Origin of the sequence: Streptomyces sp. NPDC006879, from assembly GCF_042869595.1 — a bacterium.
Lineage (GTDB): Bacteria > Actinomycetota > Actinomycetes > Streptomycetales > Streptomycetaceae > Streptomyces.
In genome coordinates this window covers 37786-55190 of sequence record NZ_JBIAGC010000007.1, presented here as the reverse complement: position 1 = coordinate 55190, position 17405 = coordinate 37786, and the positions used below count along the sequence as shown (strand labels likewise).

General features: G+C 70.3%; 18 protein-coding genes. 9 read left to right on the top strand and 9 right to left on the bottom strand.

The features are described 5' to 3' along the window. Window positions 1-184: 184 nt before the first annotated feature. Window positions 185-796 (bottom strand): response regulator transcription factor, encoded by a 612-nt coding sequence (locus ACFYMC_RS08065; RefSeq protein WP_003948568.1) that lies wholly within the window; start codon window positions 794-796, stop codon window positions 185-187. A 381-nt stretch (window positions 797-1177) separates the two neighbouring features. Between ACFYMC_RS08065 and ACFYMC_RS08060 the strand changes: the two genes are divergently transcribed. Beyond that, window positions 1178-1501 (top strand): WhiB family transcriptional regulator, encoded by a 324-nt coding sequence (locus ACFYMC_RS08060; RefSeq protein ID WP_388520541.1) that lies wholly within the window; start codon window positions 1178-1180, stop codon window positions 1499-1501. 63 nt (window positions 1502-1564) lie between these two features. Here ACFYMC_RS08060 and ACFYMC_RS08055 read toward each other — a convergent pair whose 3' ends face one another. Beyond that, entirely contained in the window at window positions 1565-2470 is a 906-nt protein-coding gene (locus tag ACFYMC_RS08055) for a LysR family transcriptional regulator (protein ID WP_388520538.1), read from the bottom strand. 79 nt (window positions 2471-2549) lie between these two features. On the opposite strand from ACFYMC_RS08055, the gene ACFYMC_RS08050 reads away from it, so the two are divergent. From ACFYMC_RS08050 to ACFYMC_RS08035, 4 genes are all read left to right on the top strand, one after another. Next, window positions 2550-3230: an MOSC domain-containing protein gene (locus ACFYMC_RS08050; protein WP_388520535.1), complete on the top strand. Its 681-nt coding sequence runs from the start codon at window positions 2550-2552 to the stop codon at window positions 3228-3230. A gap of 113 nt (window positions 3231-3343) precedes the next feature. After that, the gene (locus ACFYMC_RS08045) at window positions 3344-4882 is read left to right on the top strand and encodes a multicopper oxidase family protein (RefSeq protein ID WP_388520533.1); all 1539 of its coding nucleotides are present in this window, start codon (window positions 3344-3346) and stop codon (window positions 4880-4882) included. Window positions 4883-4891: 9 nt separating this feature from the next. Further along, window positions 4892-5665, top strand: coding sequence for an SDR family NAD(P)-dependent oxidoreductase (locus ACFYMC_RS08040; RefSeq protein ID WP_388520531.1), 774 nt, complete (start codon window positions 4892-4894; stop codon window positions 5663-5665). Between the two features lie 42 nt (window positions 5666-5707). Then, window positions 5708-6406: an ester cyclase gene (locus tag ACFYMC_RS08035; RefSeq protein ID WP_388520528.1), complete on the top strand. Its 699-nt coding sequence runs from the start codon at window positions 5708-5710 to the stop codon at window positions 6404-6406. Between the two features lie 177 nt (window positions 6407-6583). Here the strand turns inward: ACFYMC_RS08035 and groL are convergent, their stop codons facing one another. Both groL and groES read right to left on the bottom strand, forming a co-directional pair. After that, on the bottom strand, window positions 6584-8212 hold the full coding sequence (groL, locus tag ACFYMC_RS08030; protein WP_388520526.1) for a chaperonin GroEL: 1629 nt from the start codon (window positions 8210-8212) through the stop codon (window positions 6584-6586). A 99-nt stretch (window positions 8213-8311) separates the two neighbouring features. Then, a complete protein-coding gene (groES, locus tag ACFYMC_RS08025) occupies window positions 8312-8620 on the bottom strand; it encodes a co-chaperone GroES (RefSeq protein WP_369261375.1) in 309 nt (102 codons plus the stop codon). Window positions 8621-8931: 311 nt separating this feature from the next. Between groES and ACFYMC_RS08020 the strand changes: the two genes are divergently transcribed. Continuing rightward, complete coding sequence (locus tag ACFYMC_RS08020; RefSeq protein WP_388520523.1) at window positions 8932-10362, top strand: FtsW/RodA/SpoVE family cell cycle protein; 1431 nt, start codon at window positions 8932-8934, stop codon at window positions 10360-10362. A gap of 268 nt (window positions 10363-10630) precedes the next feature. Here ACFYMC_RS08020 and ACFYMC_RS08015 read toward each other — a convergent pair whose 3' ends face one another. Beyond that, window positions 10631-11509 (bottom strand): polysaccharide deacetylase family protein, encoded by an 879-nt coding sequence (locus ACFYMC_RS08015; RefSeq protein WP_388520521.1) that lies wholly within the window; start codon window positions 11507-11509, stop codon window positions 10631-10633. 64 nt (window positions 11510-11573) lie between these two features. Between ACFYMC_RS08015 and ACFYMC_RS08010 the strand changes: the two genes are divergently transcribed. Further along, window positions 11574-12857: an SAM-dependent methyltransferase gene (locus ACFYMC_RS08010; protein ID WP_388520518.1), complete on the top strand. Its 1284-nt coding sequence runs from the start codon at window positions 11574-11576 to the stop codon at window positions 12855-12857. A 364-nt stretch (window positions 12858-13221) separates the two neighbouring features. Next, window positions 13222-13755: a hypothetical protein gene (locus tag ACFYMC_RS08005; protein ID WP_388520514.1), complete on the top strand. Its 534-nt coding sequence runs from the start codon at window positions 13222-13224 to the stop codon at window positions 13753-13755. A 28-nt stretch (window positions 13756-13783) separates the two neighbouring features. Here the strand turns inward: ACFYMC_RS08005 and ACFYMC_RS08000 are convergent, their stop codons facing one another. From ACFYMC_RS08000 to tsaB, 4 genes are read right to left on the bottom strand one after another with little or no spacing between them, the layout of a single operon-like run. Continuing rightward, complete coding sequence (locus ACFYMC_RS08000; protein ID WP_388520511.1) at window positions 13784-14038, bottom strand: hypothetical protein; 255 nt, start codon at window positions 14036-14038, stop codon at window positions 13784-13786. After that, window positions 14035-15153, bottom strand: a complete 1119-nt coding sequence (tsaD, locus tag ACFYMC_RS07995; RefSeq protein WP_388520508.1) for a tRNA (adenosine(37)-N6)-threonylcarbamoyltransferase complex transferase subunit TsaD — start codon at window positions 15151-15153, stop codon at window positions 14035-14037. The genes ACFYMC_RS08000 and tsaD overlap by 4 nt, the downstream gene beginning before the upstream one ends. 5 nt (window positions 15154-15158) lie before the next feature. Beyond that, complete coding sequence (rimI, locus tag ACFYMC_RS07990; protein WP_388520881.1) at window positions 15159-15644, bottom strand: ribosomal protein S18-alanine N-acetyltransferase; 486 nt, start codon at window positions 15642-15644, stop codon at window positions 15159-15161. Between the two features lie 50 nt (window positions 15645-15694). Then, the gene (gene tsaB, locus ACFYMC_RS07985; RefSeq protein ID WP_388520505.1) at window positions 15695-16351 is read right to left on the bottom strand and encodes a tRNA (adenosine(37)-N6)-threonylcarbamoyltransferase complex dimerization subunit type 1 TsaB; all 657 of its coding nucleotides are present in this window, start codon (window positions 16349-16351) and stop codon (window positions 15695-15697) included. Between the two features lie 351 nt (window positions 16352-16702). On the opposite strand from tsaB, the gene ACFYMC_RS07980 reads away from it, so the two are divergent. Further along, window positions 16703-17257 carry a L,D-transpeptidase gene (locus ACFYMC_RS07980; protein WP_388520502.1) on the top strand — a complete coding sequence of 185 codons (555 nt, stop codon included), beginning with the start codon at window positions 16703-16705 and terminating at the stop codon, window positions 17255-17257. The last annotated feature ends 148 nt before the right edge of the window (window positions 17258-17405 follow it).

Sequence of the window (17405 nt, the reverse complement as noted above, 5' to 3'; positions counted from 1 at the left end):
AGGAACTCCACACCTCAAGGATGCGGCATCGCGCACGAAGCGACACGTCCCTGGGATTGTCCCCCGGGAACCCCCCGGCGCGCACGCCTTCGGCAGAGGACGTCGAGACGGCGTCACGGCCCAGCGCGGAGCGGACGTCGGGGCCCGCTCCGCCGGGGTTCGCCACCCCGCACCAGTGGCCCCGTTAACGGACCAGACCCCAGCGGAATCCGAGCGCCACGGCGTGCGCGCGGTCCGAAGCGCCGAGCTTCTTGAAGAGCCGACGGGCGTGCGTCTTCACCGTGTCCTCGGACAGGAAGAGCTCGCGCCCGATCTCCGCGTTCGACCTGCCGTGACTCATGCCCTCCAGCACTTGGATCTCACGCGCGGTGAGGGTGGGGGCGGCGCCCATCTCGGCCGAACGCAACCGCCGCGGAGCGAGCCGCCAGGTCGGGTCGGCCAGGGCTTGGGTCACGGTGGCCCGCAGTTCGGCGCGCGAGGCGTCCTTGTGGAGGTAGCCGCGGGCCCCGGCGGCGACCGCGAGCGCTACGCCGTCGAGATCCTCGGCCACCGTCAGCATGATGATCCGGGCGCCCGGATCGGCCGAGAGCAGCCGCCGAACGGTCTCCACCCCTCCGAGTCCGGGCATCCGGACGTCCATGAGGATCAGATCCGAACGGTCGGCACCCCAGCGGCGGAGGACTTCCTCGCCGTTGGCAGCCGTCGTCACACGCTCGACGCCGGGCACGGTGGCCACTGCGCGGCGGAGCGCCTCTCGGGCAAGCGGGGAGTCGTCGCAGACGAGGACGGATGTCATGGCCGCCCTCCGCAGCTGCTGATGCGCGTCACCTTGAGCCTCCAGGCTGGTACGTATCGTCACCTGTGCGGTCGACACTCCCGGGAACACTGTCCGAGAGCTTGTTCCTTCAACCGCCTTCGCACTCTCAACGATGGTCACTCGAAAGAGTTACGGGTCGGACGAACACCTTCGGCACTCTACGTGAGGGGGCGAACACGTTGGAGGTACGACAGGCCGACGTTCCTCCATCTGGCGCTATGACCTATTTGGCGGCTTTCCTTCCGTTTGGTTGGTACCTGAGGCTAGATTCCCAATGAGTCATATTTACATCTACTAGGACAGTAGATCTGGACTCCATGACTCCTACCCGCCTCAGTAACGGCTTCAAGGGGACTAGCAATGGCAGATTTCTCCCGCCTACCCGGACCGAACGCCGACCTCTGGGACTGGCAGCTGCTGGCCGCCTGCCGCGGGGTCGACAGCTCCCTGTTCTTCCACCCGGAGGGCGAGCGGGGTGCGGCCCGGAGCGCGCGCGAGGCCTCGGCTAAAGAGGTCTGCATGCGATGCCCGGTGCGCGCGGAATGCGCGGCGCACGCACTCGCCGTACGAGAGCCGTACGGCGTGTGGGGTGGCCTGACCGAGGACGAGCGCGAAGAGCTGATGGGTCGCGCCCGCCACCGCCTGATCTCCGCATCCAGCGCGAGCGGCACCCGTACACACTGAACCCGCACTCAACGAGAAGAAGGAACGTTTCTCTGGAACGGGCAGGAGCGGGTGGCCGCCCACTCAACCGGCGGCGGCCCGCTCCAGCCGGTCCAACATCGCCGCGACGGCCGGCACCCGAGCCAGGTCGGGCAGGGTCAGCGCCACCACCTCGCGCTCCACCGGGGGCGTCACCCTCACCACGCGGGCGGCCTTGGCCCGCACCGACTCCACCGCCAGCTCGGGCAGTACGGCCACGCCCAGGCCCGCGCCCACCAGACCCACCACGGCCGGGTAGTCGTCCGTCGCGAAGTCGATACGCGGGGTGAAGCCGACGGCCTCGCAGACCTCCACCAGATGGCGGCGGCAGCGCGGGCAGCCCGCGATCCAGGACTCCCCGGCCAGGTCCGCCATGGCCACCGTCTCCGCGTCCGCCAGCCGGTGGCCCTCCGGGACCAGTCCCACCAGGCGGTCGGTGAGCACGGGTCGCACCACTAGGTCGTCCCACTCCCCCGGCGCGGCGGCCGGGCCGGTGCTCGCGTAACGGAAAGCGAGCGCCACATCGCAGTCGCCTTCGCGCAGCATCTCAACCGAGCGTGGTGGTTCTGCCTCCACCAACGACACCCGGGTACCGGGGTGGTCCCGGCGCAGTGCGGCGAGCGCCGTGGGCACCAGCGTCGAGCTGCCGCTGGGGAAGGACACCAGGCGCACCCGGCCGGCACGTAGCCCGGCGATGGCGGCGACCTCCTCCTCGGCGGCGGTGAGTCCCGCGAGGATGCCGGCGGCGTGCCGCACCAGGGCTTCCCCCGCCTCGGTCAGGCGCATCTCGCGGCCGGTGCGGATCAGCAGCGTGGTACCGGCGGACTGTTCGAGCGCCTTCATCTGCTGACTGACCGCGGGTTGGGTGCAGCCCAGTTCACGGGCGGCGGCGGAGAACGAGCCGGTGGCGGCCACCGCGCGCAGGATTCGGAGATGTCGAGCCTCGATCACCCTTTGAGCATAAGGGTCGCTTTGCCTTCGATACCAATGCCAAGTCACCTCTTTGAGTGAGGTCGGCTACCGTGCAGGAATGCACGTTCTCTCCGTGAACCTGGGCAAGGCGACCAGGGTCGACTACACCGACAACGAAGGCGGCCTCACCGGCATCGCCAAACGCCCCGCCACCGGACCGGTCCGGTTCTTCGCCCCGGGTCCCAAGGGGATCGGGGCCAGCGGCGTCGAGGGCGACGACCTCTGCGACCAGCGCCACCACGGCGGCGACCACCAGGCGGTCTACGCCTACGCCCGCGAGGACCTCGACCGCTGGGAGGGAGAACTGGGCCGCCCGCTACCGGCCGGCATGTTCGGCGAGAACCTCACCACCTGGGGAGTGGACGTCAACGGCGCCCGGATCGGCGAACGCTGGCAGGTGGGCCCGGAGGTGGTGCTGGAGGTCGCCTCGGCGCGCATCCCCTGCCGCACCTTCGCGGGCTGGCTCGGGATCCGCGGCTGGGTCAAACGGTTCACCCAGGACAACACCCCCGGTGCGTACCTGCGGGTGGTGAGGCCCGGGTACGTCCAGGCCGGTGACCCCGTGGAGGTGGTGCACCGGCCCGACCACGAGGTCACCGTCGCCTTCTTCTTCCGGGCCTTCACCCTGGAGCGGACGCTGCTGCCGCGCACCCTGGCCGCGGGCGACGCCCTGGAGCCCGAAGCGGTGGAGAAGGTCCACAGCTACCTGGCCGCCCAGGGCTCATCCGGCTTCCGGTAGACCGCACCGCCCGCGTGAGGGAACTTCCCCGGGGTGGCCGCTGCGGGCGGCTGGGGGATTCCTCAGGGACTCCCCCGATGCCCCGGGTCGGGCGCCTTCGGCAGGCTCGGGACATGCCCCGCTTCAAGCGCCTCCTGCTCGTGCTCGGCTCCGTCGCGGCCTTGGTCTCCGCCCTCCTGGGCGGCGGCTTCCTCTGGCTGTGGAACTCGGCCAAGGTCTCCACCGCCGGGTCCGTCGAGTTCCGCAACGAGTTGGCCGTACCACCGCTCGCCCCCTCCACGGTGCGCGCCGACGGCACCCGGGTCTTCCGGCTGGAGATGCAGTCGGGGAGCACCGAGTTCCGTCCCGGGCGGCCCACCCCGACCTGGGGCTTCAACGGCGACTACCTCGGACCCACGTTGCGTGCCAGGCGCGGCGAGAGGGTCGAGGTGCAGGTACACAACACCCTCGGCGAGACTTCCAGCGTCCACTGGCACGGGATGCACCTGCCCGCCCGGATGGACGGCGGTCCGCATCAGCCGGTCGGGGCGGGCGGCACCTGGACCGCGCGCTGGACGGTGGATCAGCCGGCTGCGACCCTCTGGTACCACCCCCACCCGCACGGCGAGACGGAGAAGCACGTGCAGCGGGGCCTCGCGGGGATGTTCCTCCTGGACGACGACGTCAGCACCGGGCTGGCCCTGCCCTCCCGGTACGGGGTGGACGACCTGCCCGTCATCGTTCAGGACGTGAAGTTCGACGGCGCGGAGTTCGACCACAGCCGGATGTTCCTGGCCAACTCCGGCTCCCTGGGCAAGGAGATCCTGGTCAACGGCACGCTGGCGCCGTACCGGCAGGTGCACGACGAACTGGTGCGGCTGCGAGTGCTGAACGCCTCCACCGCCCGGATCTACACCTTCGGCTTCGAGGACGACCGCGCGTTCTCCCTGATCGGCACTGACGGTGGGCTCCTCGAACGCCCCGCAGAGCTGGACCGACTCCAACTCACGCCCGGGGAAAGGGCCGAGATCGTGGTGCGGATGAAGCCCGGTGAGCGGACCGTGCTGCGCAGCGGGCCGTGGGCCGGGGGCGAGGCGTGGGAGAAGCGGTTCAGCGGTGGCGACGACTCCTTCGACGTGCTCCAACTGCGTGCCGCGCCTTCGCTGCGCCCCTCCCCCGCGCTACCCGCGCGGCTGGGGGCCGTGGACCTGCCCGACGCCCGGCAGGCGGTCAACGAACGGCACTTCGAGCTCAAGATGTCCGGCATCAACGGCAAGAAGATGGACATGGGTCGGATCGACGAGGTGGTCACCAGGGGTTCGACGCAGTTGTGGACCCTGCGCAACGGTGGGGACGCCACTCACAACTTCCATGTCCACGACGTGCAGTTCCGGGTGGTGGAGGTGGAAGGTGGCAGACCGCCGGTGGAGTTGAGGGGGCGCAAGGACACCGTCCCGGTCCCCAAGGGCGCGACCGTGAAGCTGGCGGTCCGCTTCGACGGGGACAGCGACCCGAACCTCCCGTACATGTACCACTGTCATCTGCTGTGGCACGAAGACCGAGGAATGATGGGGCAGTTCGTGGTGGTGGACCCGGCAGCCGCGGCGGGTCGGGTGCCCGGTGCCGCCACCGGGAGCCAGCACCCAGCACACTCCGCCCACCGGGGGCACTAAGTTGCCGGTATGACGACTGCACTGATTACGGGATCCACCGCAGGCATCGGCGCCGCCTTCGCCCGGAGGCTGGCGGCCCAGGGACACAACCTGGTGCTGGTGGCCAGGGACACCGAACGACTTCAGGAGCAGGCGACCGAACTGCACGACCGGCACGGCATCGAGGCCGAGGTCCTCACCGCCGACCTGTCCACGGAGGACGGCATCGCTTCGGTCGAGAACCGTCTGGGCGATCTGCGCGACCCGGTGGACCTGCTGGTCAACAACGCGGGGTTCGGTAACCGGGGCCGCTATCTGGAAGTCCCGATGGCGGACGAGCTGACGATGCTGAAGGTGCACGTGGAGGCCGTGCTCCGGCTCACTTCGGCGGCGGCACAGAGTATGCGTACCCGGGGCCGGGGCGGGGTCGTGAACGTGGCCTCGGTGGCTGCCTTCGTGCCCCGCGGCACGTACGGGGCGAGCAAGTCCTGGGTGGTCCAGTTCACCCAGGGAGCGGCCAGGGACCTTGCGGGGTCCGGTGTGCGGCTGATGGCACTGTGCCCGGGCTTCGTGCGCACCGAATTCCACCAGCGGGCCGGGATGGGCACCGACAACATCCCGAACTGGCTGTGGCTGGATGCGGACAAGCTGGTGGTGGAGGCGCTGGCCGACCTGGCCCGCGGCAGGACCGTCTCGATTCCGGATCCGCGGTACAAGGCGTTGATGGGCGTCGTGAAGCTGACTCCGCGGACCCTGCTGGGCGGGCTGTCCTCTCGGACCGGCCGCAAGTACGGACCGGCATAAAAAGCGCAGAATGGACGTATCCCTTCCACTGCGGGAGACGCCATGACATTCGTGCAGATCATCGATTACGAGACTCATCGGCCGGAGGACCTCAACGCCGCCCTCGACCGGTGGCTGGAGCAGTCCGACGGCAAGCGCACGGCCACCCACAGCATGGTCGGCAAGGACCTCGACTCGGCGACGCACTTCGTCGACGTGGTCGAGTTCCCGTCGTACGAGGCGGCCATGCGCAACTCCGCCCTGCCCGAGACCGACCGCATGTTCAAGGAGATGGTGGCGCTCTGCGACGGCATGCCGCAGTTCACCAACCTCGACGTGGTGCGCGACGAGAACCTGAACAAGGTACTGGTCAACCGGACCTTCGACGCGATCGCCGCGGAGGACGGCTTCGCGTTCGTCGAGGAGTGCTTCGCCGAGGGCTACGTCGACCACGACATCATGCCGAACACCAGCGGGGCCACCGGACGCGAGATCATCCGCCACGACGTGGGCATGTGGCGGGACGCGTTCGACTTCTCCTTCACCATGGACCGGCAGGTCGCCGAGGGTGACAGCGTGGCCACCCTGTGGACCTGGACCGGAGTCCACCGAGGTGAGTTCATGGGAGTGGCGCCGACCGGCAAGGAGTGCACCATGACCGGCTGTACCGTCTTCCGGATCGCCGACGGGCAGATCGCCGAGGGGTGGTGGCAGTTCGACGCCATGTCCCTGATGCGACAGCTGGGCATGACGGAGTCCTAGCCCGATCCCACCCGTGCGGCACCTGGTGCCGTGCACCGCACCCGAGACCGCACGTCGACCCAGCGGGGCGCACTGCCCCGCCCGTCGTGGCCCGCCACCGGCCGTCGGCGGTGCGCAGAGAACACGGAAGGCCCCGCCACCCGTCGCACGGCGAGGGTGGCGGGGCCTTCCGACGGCTCAGTGGCTGTGGCCGTGACCGTGGCCGTGCCCGGCCTCCGGCTCCTCCTCGGCCGGCTTCTCGACGACCAGGGTCTCGGTCGTGAGCAGCAGGGAGGCGATGGAGGCGGCGTTCTCCAGGGCGGAGCGGGTGACCTTGACCGGGTCGATGACGCCGGCCTTCACCAGGTCACCGTACTCACCGGTGGCGGCGTTGAAGCCCTGGCCCTTGTCGAGCTCGGCGACCTTGGAGGTGATGACGTAGCCCTCAAGGCCGGCGTTCTCGGCGATCCAGCGCAGCGGCTCGACGACGGCGCGGCGGACGACCGCGACACCGGTGGCCTCGTCGCCCTCCTTGCCGAGGTTGCCCTCCAGCACCTTGGCGGCGTGCACCAGGGCGGAGCCACCACCGGAGACGATGCCCTCCTCGACCGCGGCGCGGGTCGCGGAGATGGCGTCCTCCAGACGGTGCTTCTTCTCCTTGAGCTCCACCTCGGTGGCGGCGCCGACCTTGATCACGCACACGCCGCCGGCCAGCTTCGCGAGGCGCTCCTGGAGCTTCTCGCGGTCCCAGTCGGAGTCGGTGGACTCGATCTCGGCCTTGATCTGGTTGACGCGGCCCACGACGTCCTCGTGGTTGCCGCCGCCGTCGACGATCGTGGTGTCGTCCTTGGAGACGGTCACGCGGCGGGCGGAGCCCAGCACGTCCAGACCGGCCTGGTCCAGCTTGAGACCGACCTCCTCGGCGATGACGGTGGCGCCGGTGAGGGTGGCCATGTCCTGGAGCATCGCCTTGCGGCGGTCACCGAAGCCGGGGGCCTTGACGGCCACGGCGTTGAAGGTACCGCGGATCTTGTTCACGACCAGGGTCGACAGGGCTTCGCCCTCGACGTCCTCGGCGATGATCAGCAGCGGCTTGGAGCCACCCGCCTGGATGACCTTCTCCAGCAGCGGCAGGAGGTCCTGGATCGAGGAGATCTTGCCCTGGTTGATCAGGATGTACGGGTCGTCGAGGACGGCCTCCATACGCTCCTGGTCGGTGACCATGTACGGCGAGAGGTAGCCCTTGTCGAAGGCCATGCCCTCGGTGAACTCCAGCTCCAGGCCGAAGGTGTTGGACTCCTCGACGGTGATGACACCGTCCTTGCCGACCTTGTCCATCGCCTCGGCGATGAGCTCGCCGACCTGCTGGTCCTGCGCGGAGAGCGCGGCCACGGCGGCGATGTCGGCCTTGTCCTCGATCGGGCGGGCGGTCGCGAGGAGGTCCTCGGACACGGCCTTGACCGCGGCGTCGATGCCCTTCTTCAGGGCGGCCGGGGAAGCGCCGGCGGCGACATTGCGCAGGCCCTCGCGGACCAGCGCCTGGGCCAGCACGGTGGCGGTGGTGGTGCCGTCACCCGCGATGTCGTTGGTCTTGGTCGCCACCTCCTTCACCAGCTGGGCACCGAGGTTCTCGTACGGGTCGTCGATCTCGACCTCACGGGCGATCGTGACACCGTCGTTGGTGATGGTGGGGGCGCCGAACTTCTTGTCGATGACGACGTTGCGGCCCTTGGGGCCGATCGTCACCTTCACCGTGTCGGCCAGCTTGTTGACGCCGCGCTCAAGGGCGCGACGGGCGTCCTCGTCGAACTTCAGGATCTTCGCCATGGGAGCGTTTCAGTCCTCTTCTGAGAAACGAACAGCGCCCCGTGCCCGGATACGAAGGTCAGGGCCCGGGGCGCAGCTCAAAGCATCTGCTTCGGTGAATTACTTCTCGATGATCGCGAGCACGTCGCGAGCCGAGAGGACGAGGTACTCCTCGCCGTTGTACTTCACCTCGGTGCCGCCGTACTTGCTGTAGAGCACGATGTCGCCGACGGTCACGTCGAGCGGCAGGCGGTTGCCGTCCTCGAAGCGGCCCGGGCCAACAGCGAGGACGACGCCCTCCTGGGGCTTCTCCTTCGCAGTGTCCGGGATGACCAGGCCCGAGGCCGTGGTCTGCTCGGCGTCGAGCGGCTGGACCACGATGCGGTCCTCAAGCGGCTTGATGGCAACCTTGGAGCTGGCGGTCGTCACGATCCGACCTCCCCCTTCGGAGATCTCACGGGGTTAACTGTCTGAGGTGGCGACCAGGTGGATCCGTCGTCGCGGGTGCCGGACCTGCCCGTCGCTGTGTTGGCACTCCCCAGTGGCGAGTGCCAGAGCCGAGACTATTCCGGTGATTAGCACTCGGTCAAGCGGAGTGCCAATCCAGCGGCGATTCGACCCCATCGAAGGGCTCCTGGGCAGCAGCTCGGCGGGAACTGAGGGAACCTCGGGGTCGAGCCTCTCGTCGTTGAAGATATGAAGATGAAACATGGCAAAGGACAACAGACCGGGCCCAGGTCTTGAGGTCCGCGCTGGCCCCGGCAAACACGGCCATCGCCCGCCGGCGCGTGGAGGCGACCCTGCTCCTCCTGGTCCTCGGGATCACCGTCGCCGGGCAGGCGAGCGTGGGTCTGGCCATGACCGGCCGACTACCGGGCGACCTCAGCGGATTCGCCGTCAGCATGTCGCTGCTGGCCTTCGTCTCCCACCTCGCCGTGCGCCGCTTCGCCGCTTACGCCGACCCCCTGATCCTGCCGCTGGCGCTCCTCCTTACCGGCCTTGGCCTGGTGCTCCTGGCCAGATTGGACCCGACGTACCAGGAGAAATGGCCGAAATCCGAGCTGACGGCACCCGGGCAGCTGCTCTGGACCGTGATCGGAGTGGGCGTCTGCACCGCGCTGCTGGCGCTCGTGCGGGACCACCGGCTGCTCCAGCGCTACATCTACCTGACGATGGCCGTATCGCTGGTGCTCCTGATGGCGCCCGCCTTCTTTCCCGGCGACACCTACGGGGCCAAGCGGTGGATCCTCGTCGGCGGGCTCTCGCTCCAGCCAGGCGAATTCGTGAAGATCATGATTGCGGTGTTCTTCGCCGGTTACCTGGTGGTCCACCGTGACGCGCTGGCCCTGACCGGCCGTCGGGTCCTGGGTGTGCGTCTCCCGCCTGGCCGCCAGCTGGGGCCGATCGTCACCGTGTGGGTCGTGAGCCTGCTGGTGCTGGTCTTCGAACGGGACCTCGGCACCTCGCTCATCTTCTTCGGCGTCTTCGTCGTCCTGCTCTACGTGGCCACCGAGCGCACCAGTTGGATCGTCTGCGGCCTGTTCATGGCCGCTGCCGGCGCTTTCGTGGTCGGTTCCACCGAACCGCACGTCAAGGGCAGGGTGGCGGCCTGGCTCGACCCGATGGCCATCTACCTCCCGCCGGAGCTCCGCCCCGACGGGATCGTCTCCGACCAGTCGGCGCAGGCCCTGTTCAGCTTCGGCAGCGGCGGCGTCACCGGCACCGGACTCGGACTCGGCCACCCCGAGCTCATCGGCTTCGCCGGACGCTCGGACTTCATCCTCACCACGGTGGGCGAGGAGTTGGGGCTGGCCGGAACGATGGCCGTGCTCCTGCTCTACGGACTGCTGGTCCAGCGGGGCCTACGGATGGCCGTCGCCGCCCGCGACCCCTTCGGCAAGCTGCTCGCGGTCGGGTTGGCCGCCGCACTGGCCCTCCAGGTCTTCGTGGTCACCGGCGGCGTCACCGGCCTGCTCCCCCTGACCGGAAAGGCCCTGCCGTTCCTGGCCAAGGGCGGCTCCTCGGTGGTGGCGAACTGGCTCATGATCGCCTTGCTGCTGAGGATCAGCGACAGCGCAGAACGCCAACGGGAGGCCTCGGTGAGCCTGCCGCAGCCGCTGGCCGAGGCCCAGACGGCGCTGACGCCGGTGGCGGTGGCGCAGCGCCCCTGAGCGCCGCCGGCCCCCGAGCGGCCTTGGCTGCCCCGCGCCCTGCCGCCACGGGGCGGTGAAGCGACGGGTGACGCTCGCGGTCAACGAGCTGCGCGCGGCTGCGGCCTTCGGGTGGCGTGGCGGGAGGGCGTGCCGGAGTTCCCCAGGGAGCGGCACTCGGGCCTCGCCGCACCGGCGGGCCCGTGCCCGGGCAGGACCGCGCACCCGCCGAGAGGGAGCGCGTACGCGCCGGCTGCCAGCGCTCCGGCCGTCAGCCGGCGCCCGGGTCTCACAGGTAGTCCTCCAACCGACCCACCGCATACCCCTTGTCCGTGATGGTCTTCATGACCTGCCGGATCATGTCGGGCATGCTGCCGTCCCAGTCCTCCCGGCCACGGAAGTGGGTGAGGACGATATCGCCGGGGTGCAGGTCGCGGTCCCATTCCCGCCAGTCCATGCGGTCCGGGAAGCCCTCGGCGGCCCACAGCGGCACCGCGGTGATCCCGCAGGACTTCGCGGCGCGCAGGGTGTCCTTGTTGTAGTTGCCGTAGGGCGGGCGGAAGACGGTCGGCCGCTTGCCGAACTTCTTCTCGATGGTGTCCTGCATGCCGCAGATCTCGTGCTTCTGCTGCGCGTACGACAGTGCCGGCAGGTAGCGGTGGTTGACCGTGTGGTTGTTCAGGGTGACGCCGAGGTCCTGCATCTTCTTGAAGTACGGGTAGTCGTCCCGTACGAGGTAGTCACTGAGGAAGGCGGTGTACGGGATCTGGAGTTCCTGCATCATCTGGAGGAACTTGGGGTCCTTCTCCGCCCCGTCGTCCACGGTGAGGAAGACGACCTTCTCCTCGGTGGGCACCGTGGTGAAGACCGGCGGCAGATCGTCGTGGTCCTCGACTTCGAAGCCCTCGCGGGTTTCGATGTCGGGCTTCTCGGCCGGTGGTCGCGGCGCGATCAGCGGCACCTTGGCGAGGCCCCACTTCTTGGCGGCGGCGGCCCGGGCCAGCTCGGCCTGCTTGAGATTGGCGGCGTAGGCGGACAGCGCACCCGCCGGACCTGCCATGGCCTTGGGCTTCTCGGGGGCGTTGGCGGGTCGGGGCGCCTGCGAGGAGTCCGCGGAGCTTCCGCAGGCCGTACCGAGGGCGGCGACGAGCAGGGCGGTCAGAGCCATCCGGAGCCGGCGGGCCCGACCCGCACCCCTGTGGTGCGCTTTTCGGACTTTTCGTACTAGCTGCATGGCGCCGCATCCTGTCAGCCGGATCGCGCACCAGCCCGACGACACCTCGGCCACACCTCGCACCGTCCACCGACTGGCCCACAATGAACCGGTGAACGACCCCGACACCGCCACCGCCGCTTTCCACGCCCTCCTGACCCCCGAGGGCCAGTCCCTGCTCGATGCGCTGCGCGACTACGACCCCGCAACGGAAATCGCCGTCGCCACCCGGCTGCGTCGAGAGCACCCCGCCGAACTCGTCTCGGCCGCGCTCGGCCAAGCAAGGCTGCGGCAACGGGCGGTGGCCAAGTTCGGCGCCGAGGACGCGCACCGGATGTACTTCACGCCCGACGGAGTGGAACAAGCCACCCGCACCAGCGTGGCCACCCACCGCGCCGCCCGGTTCGCCGCGCTAGGCGTCCGCTCCGTGGCCGACCTCTGCTCCGGGATCGGCGGCGATGCCATCGCGTTGGCCCGCGCCGGGATCGCAGTCCTGGCCGTGGACCGCTCCCCACTGACCGCGGCGGTCGCCCGAGCCAACGCCGCGGCCCTGGGACTGGCCGAACTGATCGAGGTGCGCTGCGCCGACGTCACGCAGATCGACACCTCCGCCCACGACGCCGTGTTCGTGGACCCGGCCCGCCGCGGTGGACGAGGGCGCATCTTCGACCCGGAGTCGTACTCCCCTCCGCTGTCCTGGGCCGTCGGGGCCGCCCTCGGCGCCTCCCGCTGCGCCGCGTTGAAGATCGCCCCCGGAGTGCCGCACGAGGCCGTACCGCCTCAGGCGGAAGCCGAGTGGATCTCTGACGGCGGCGACGTGAAGGAAGCCGTGCTCTGGTTCGGCACCACCCCGGGGTCGGTCCGCGCCACCCTGCTGCCCACCGGCGCCTCGCTGGTCACCACCGCCCCCCTGCCCGACCCGCCCGTGGGCCCGGTGGGCCGGTACCTCTACGAGCCGGACGGTGCGGTGATCCGCGCGCATCTGGTGGCGGAGGTGGCCGGGGCCCTGGGCGGTCGCCTGATCGATCCGACGATCGCCTACGTCACGGCCGACGAACTGCGCCCCACGCCGTTCGCCACGGCGTACGAACTCACCGATGTTCTCCCCTTCAACCTGAAGAAGCTCAAGGCCCTCTTGCGGGATAGGGAGGTGGGCGTGCTGACGGTGAAGAAGCGGGGCTCGGCGGTGGAACCCGAGGAGGTCCGACGCAAGGTCAAACCACGGGGGCGGAACGCGGCCACGGTGATCCTGACGCGTGTTGCCGGCGCCCCGACGATGCTGATCGGCCGCCCGGCGGGCTGAGGGCGCTCCCGCAATCCGCTGGGCGGTCAGCGCACGGCGGCACACCGCAGGCGGAGGGACGACCCCACACCGGGCGCACTCGGGTCGTACGCCGACGCGGCTGGGGCCTGTCCGTCATCGTGCGCCCGCCGGGGCTGCGGGAGCGCCCGGAGACCGACCCCTTCAACGCCCCCGCGCCGGGCGTGAGCCCGGTCAACCCCGCCATGGTGGACTTGCCCGTTCGGCCTCCAGTTCCTGCTGCTCCACCGGGGAGTGAAGGCGCAGCGGCGACGGGGGGTCCGCCAGGACCCGGCGAGGCGCCGAGTTGACCCCAACTCCCCCACAGCGGCGGCTCGGCACGCGAGAGGGAGCGCATGATGGAGTCATGGCCGGTGACCACGGCGCTTCGGGCGCCTTCGTGTGGCGAGCCCGACCGCGGCCACCGTGGTGGCGACGGGACGGCATCATCGCGACGGCCCTGCTGCCGCCGCTGTTCGTGATCTTCCTCTACCTCTGGGAGCTCGGCGCCTTCCTGCTCCTCCTCGCCGCCGTGTACGCGGCCACCAGCGGCCATCCCCGGTGGTGCCGCGACGTCCGTACCGTCCGCGAGATCCGTGTGGAGCCGGGACCGCCCGCCCAGTTGGTGTTACGCCAGGTGTACGGGCGGATCTCCGTGCACCCGACCGAGGCGGTCACCGAGTTGCAGCCCTACGTGGTGGGTGTCTGCCGCGGACCGTACGTCGCGGACCAGCGCACTCTGTTGCTGCGGCTGGGGCGCCGCACGTACCGCACCCGCGACTCGCGCAACCCGGCTTTCGAGGTAAGGCAGTTGGAGGAGGCGCTGCGCAGGGCCTGCCCGAACATGGTGGTCCGGGAGCCGGAGGACCGCCGCGTCTGGGTTCTCGATCTCGGCATCTGAGGACCCCCAACCCGTCGGCCGGGCGCGCTCAGCCCACCGACTCGAACCGCCAACGGTGTACCGGCCGAGTGATGAGGTCCGCCGCCGGCTCCGGCAGTTCCGGGAGCTCCTCGGCTCCGGTGTCCGTCCACCAGGTGATGACCAGCACCCGGTCCCCCGGGGCACGGAAGTGTTCGCGACGCGCGGGCTCCCTGGCCAGCACCTGAGCCCGGGCCCATTCGAGCAGTTCGGGGCCGCGGCCCTGGGCGGCCCGGGCCTCCCACATCAGCGCCAGGGTGCTCATGAGTAGAGGTTGTCCTTGCTGATCTCATGCACGTGATCGTGCGAGTGGCCGGCGTCGTGCCCCTGCGTCCCGCTGCCCGGAACGTGCGGATCAGTCACCGGAAGTGAGGAGTCCGCGGGCAGGTCCCAGTCGGAGGCGGGCCGGTTGCGGGCCACCATTTCGGCGCCGAGGGCAGCGACCATCGCCCCGTTGTCCGTGCACAGCTTGGGCCGTGGCACCCGCAGGACGATCCCCGCGGACTCGCAACGCTCCTGGGCCAGCGCCCGCAGACGGGAGTTGGCGGCGACCCCGCCGCCGATCATCAGATGGTCCACGCCTTCGTCCTTGCAGGCCCGGACGGCCTTGCGGGTGAGCACGTCGACCACGGCTTCCTGGAAGGAGGCCGCCACATCACGCACCGGAACCTCTTCCCCCGCCTTCCGCTTCGCCTCGATCCAACGCGCCACGGCGGTCTTCAACCCGGAGAAGGAGAAGTCGTAGGCGGGGTCCTTGGATCCGCTCAGCCCGCGCGGGAAGTGAATGGCGGCGGGATCCCCCTCCCGGGCCAGCCGGTCGATGACCGGGCCGCCGGGAAAGCCCAGGTCCAACACGCGCGCGATCTTGTCGAACGCTTCGCCCGCGGCATCGTCGATGGTCGCGCCGAGCGGTCGGACGTCGCTGGTGATGTCCGGCGCCAGCAGCAGCGAGGAGTGGCCGCCGGAGACCAGCAGCGCCATCGTCGGCTCCGGCAGCGGCCCGTGTTCCAGCTGGTCCACGCAGATGTGTGAGGCGAGGTGGTTCACCCCGTACAGCGGCTTTCCCAGCGCGTAGGCGTACGCCTTGGCCGCCGAGACGCCGACCAGGAGCGCACCCGCGAGACCGGGACCCGCCGTGACGGCGATGCCGTCGAGGTCGCGGGCGCTGACGCCGGCTTCCTTCAACGCCCGCTCGATGGTGGGGACCATGGCCTCCAGATGGGCCCGGGAGGCCACCTCGGGCACGACCCCCCCGAAGCGGGCGTGCTCGTCGACGCTGGAGGCGACGGCGTCGGCCAGCAGGGTGGTGCCCCGTACGACGCCGACGCCGGTCTCGTCGCAGGAGGTCTCGATGCCGAGGACGAGGGGTTCGTCAGCCATGGTTGTCAGATCTCACTTCGTAGGGCCGGGCCCGTCGCCGAGCTCGCTGGGTCGGTCAGTCGCATGACGAGCGCGTCCACGTTGCCGGGTTGGTAGTAGCCGCGCCGGAAGCCGATCGGCTCGAAACCGAAACGTTCGTAGAGCCGCTGGGCCCGGGTGTTGTCGACCCGGACTTCGAGCAGCACCTCGGTGCACTCGAAGGCGGTCGCCGCGCTCAACAGCTCGGTCAGCAGGCGGGAGCCGAGGCCGGTGCCCCAGGCCTGCGGCGCCACCGCGATGGTCTGCACGTCGGCCAGGTCGCCGGCGGCGGCCAGGCCCGCGTAGCCGGTCAGCCCGCCCGTCTGCGGGTCCTCGGCCACCACGTAGCGACGGGTGGCGCGGGGCCCGCGCGCATGGGCGAGCTCGGACCAGAACATGCCCGCGGACCAGGCGTCCTCGGGGAAGAGGACGTGCTCCAGTTCCAGCACCGGCTCGATGTCCCACCAGCGCATCTCCCGCAAGGTGACGGGGCTGGCGGTCTCGGTGCTCGAAGGGCTGGTGCTCACTGCGGGGTGACCACCTTGTAGTTCTTGGGCACCTGCGCGTCGGGGCGCCGCAGGTAGAGCGGCAGCGGATCGAGGAAGCCGTCGCCGCCCGCGGCGATCCGCTCCGCGGCGAGTGCGGCCAGGGCGCTCGCCGACTGGTGCTCCGGGCCGCGCGCGTCCGGGAACGCCTCGGGGTAGAGCCGTGCACCGGCGCCGACCACGGGCAGTCCAGCCAGTTCTTCGGCGATCTCCGCGGGCCGGTCCACGGACGGCTCGCCGATCCGGGTACGGGCATCCGCGTAACGGGCCCAGTAGACCTCCTTGCGCCGGGCGTCGGTGGCGACCGCGAAGGGGCCCTCGATGCCGCAGGCGTAGGCGAGTCCGTCCAAGGTGCACAGGCCGTGAACCGGCACGCCGAGCGCGGACCCGAAGGTCACCGCGGTGACCAGGCCGACCCGCAGGCCCGTGTAGGGGCCGGGCCCGACGCCCACGACGATCCCGGTCACCGCGTCGAGGGCGAGCCCTGCGGTCCTTAGGACCCGGTCGACGGCGGGCAGCAGCAACTCCCCGTGTCGACGGGCATCGACCTGGTGGGACTCGGCGATGACGCGGGCGCCGTCGTGGAGTGCGACGGTGACTGCGGGCGTGGCGGTATCAACAGCGAGCAAGAGCACGCAAACAGCCTAAGGGTTCTCCCGCACTCCGTGGTCGGGCCCACGGGTGGCGCCCGGAGCACCGTCCGGGCGCCACCCGTGGGGACACCAGTGGCCGCGCCTTGCGTTGGCCGCGTCCGCTGCCGGAGCCCATGCCGCTCATCGGCCCGACCGGCTCGGCTCACCGGCGACTGTGAGACGGCGGCGGGAGGCTCGCAGCATCCCTTGTGGGCCGCTCCGTTGCGAAATACCGGGGTCCTTTGCCCGCGTACGGCGGTGATCGGCGGGGCGTTGGCGAGCCTGCTGCTAACGTCACCCCCGGTGCTGCCGGTGGGCGGCACTGATGCGCCGGTGAGCGAGAGGTGGAGCAAGGTGGCACGGAGCAGCTCGGGATTCGTGGCCGGGCTCACCGCGGCGGCCCTGGCCGTGGTCGGATTCCTCGCTTACCAGGCCTCGGCCAGTGCTCCTGAGGGGTTGGCCGGCTCCCAGCCGGCAGGGGCCCGCCCCTCCAACAGTGCGGCGCAGACCGAGGTGGACCCCAAGAGCACCAGGGTTCCGGAGAACTCCGGCACCGGGGAGCGGGTGGTCTACTCGCTGACCGCCAAGCGGGTGTGGCTGGTGGGCGCCGACGGACAGGCCCAGCGGACGTTCCCGGTCGTGCCGGGCACCCTCAACCCGGGTCCGGGGACTTACGTCGTGACCTCCCGCTCCGGCTCCGTCACCGGTTCGGACGGGGCGCCGGTGGAGCATGTGGTGCGGTTCGCCAGCAACAGTGGTCTGGCCATTGGCTTCAGTGCTCGGGTGGACGGCGCGACGCCGGCACCCGACCCCGGTGTGAAGGCCGGCGGTATCCGCATGAGCCGGGCGGACGGGGACGCGATGTGGTCCTTCGCGACGGTCACGTCCAAGGTCATCGTCATCCCCTGAGGGCCGTCGGCCGACTCCGGTGGGCTGCGGTCGCGAGGCCGGCCAACCCGTCAGGAGCAGCACACCGGCGCCTGTCGAATAGACCCGTACGGAGTACCTTCGGGGCGCCGCTCGTCCACGGCGGGCGGTCGCCGCCGTGGACGAGCGG

What these genes read in the sequence shown, in the direction of transcription:
- ACFYMC_RS08010 (WP_388520518.1), top strand. Translation starts at nt 11,574, where the DNA reads ATGGCGCCGCATCCTGTCAGCCGGATCGCGCACCAGCCCGACGACACC.
- groL (WP_388520526.1), bottom strand. Translation starts at nt 8,212, where the DNA reads ATGGCGAAGATCCTGAAGTTCGACGAGGACGCCCGTCGCGCCCTTGAG.
- ACFYMC_RS08065 (WP_003948568.1), bottom strand. Translation starts at nt 796, where the DNA reads ATGACATCCGTCCTCGTCTGCGACGACTCCCCGCTTGCCCGAGAGGCG.
- rimI (WP_388520881.1), bottom strand. Translation starts at nt 15,644, where the DNA reads ATGCGCTGGTGGGACATCGAGCCGGTGCTGGAACTGGAGCACGTCCTC.
- tsaD (WP_388520508.1), bottom strand. Translation starts at nt 15,153, where the DNA reads ATGGCTGACGAACCCCTCGTCCTCGGCATCGAGACCTCCTGCGACGAG.
- ACFYMC_RS08045 (WP_388520533.1), top strand. Translation starts at nt 3,344, where the DNA reads ATGCCCCGCTTCAAGCGCCTCCTGCTCGTGCTCGGCTCCGTCGCGGCC.
- ACFYMC_RS08000 (WP_388520511.1), bottom strand. Translation starts at nt 14,038, where the DNA reads ATGAGCACCCTGGCGCTGATGTGGGAGGCCCGGGCCGCCCAGGGCCGC.
- ACFYMC_RS08035 (WP_388520528.1), top strand. Translation starts at nt 5,708, where the DNA reads ATGACATTCGTGCAGATCATCGATTACGAGACTCATCGGCCGGAGGAC.
- ACFYMC_RS08050 (WP_388520535.1), top strand. Translation starts at nt 2,550, where the DNA reads ATGCACGTTCTCTCCGTGAACCTGGGCAAGGCGACCAGGGTCGACTAC.
- ACFYMC_RS08060 (WP_388520541.1), top strand. Translation starts at nt 1,178, where the DNA reads ATGGCAGATTTCTCCCGCCTACCCGGACCGAACGCCGACCTCTGGGAC.
- ACFYMC_RS08040 (WP_388520531.1), top strand. Translation starts at nt 4,892, where the DNA reads ATGACGACTGCACTGATTACGGGATCCACCGCAGGCATCGGCGCCGCC.
- ACFYMC_RS08015 (WP_388520521.1), bottom strand. Translation starts at nt 11,509, where the DNA reads ATGGCTCTGACCGCCCTGCTCGTCGCCGCCCTCGGTACGGCCTGCGGA.
- ACFYMC_RS08005 (WP_388520514.1), top strand. Translation starts at nt 13,222, where the DNA reads ATGGCCGGTGACCACGGCGCTTCGGGCGCCTTCGTGTGGCGAGCCCGA.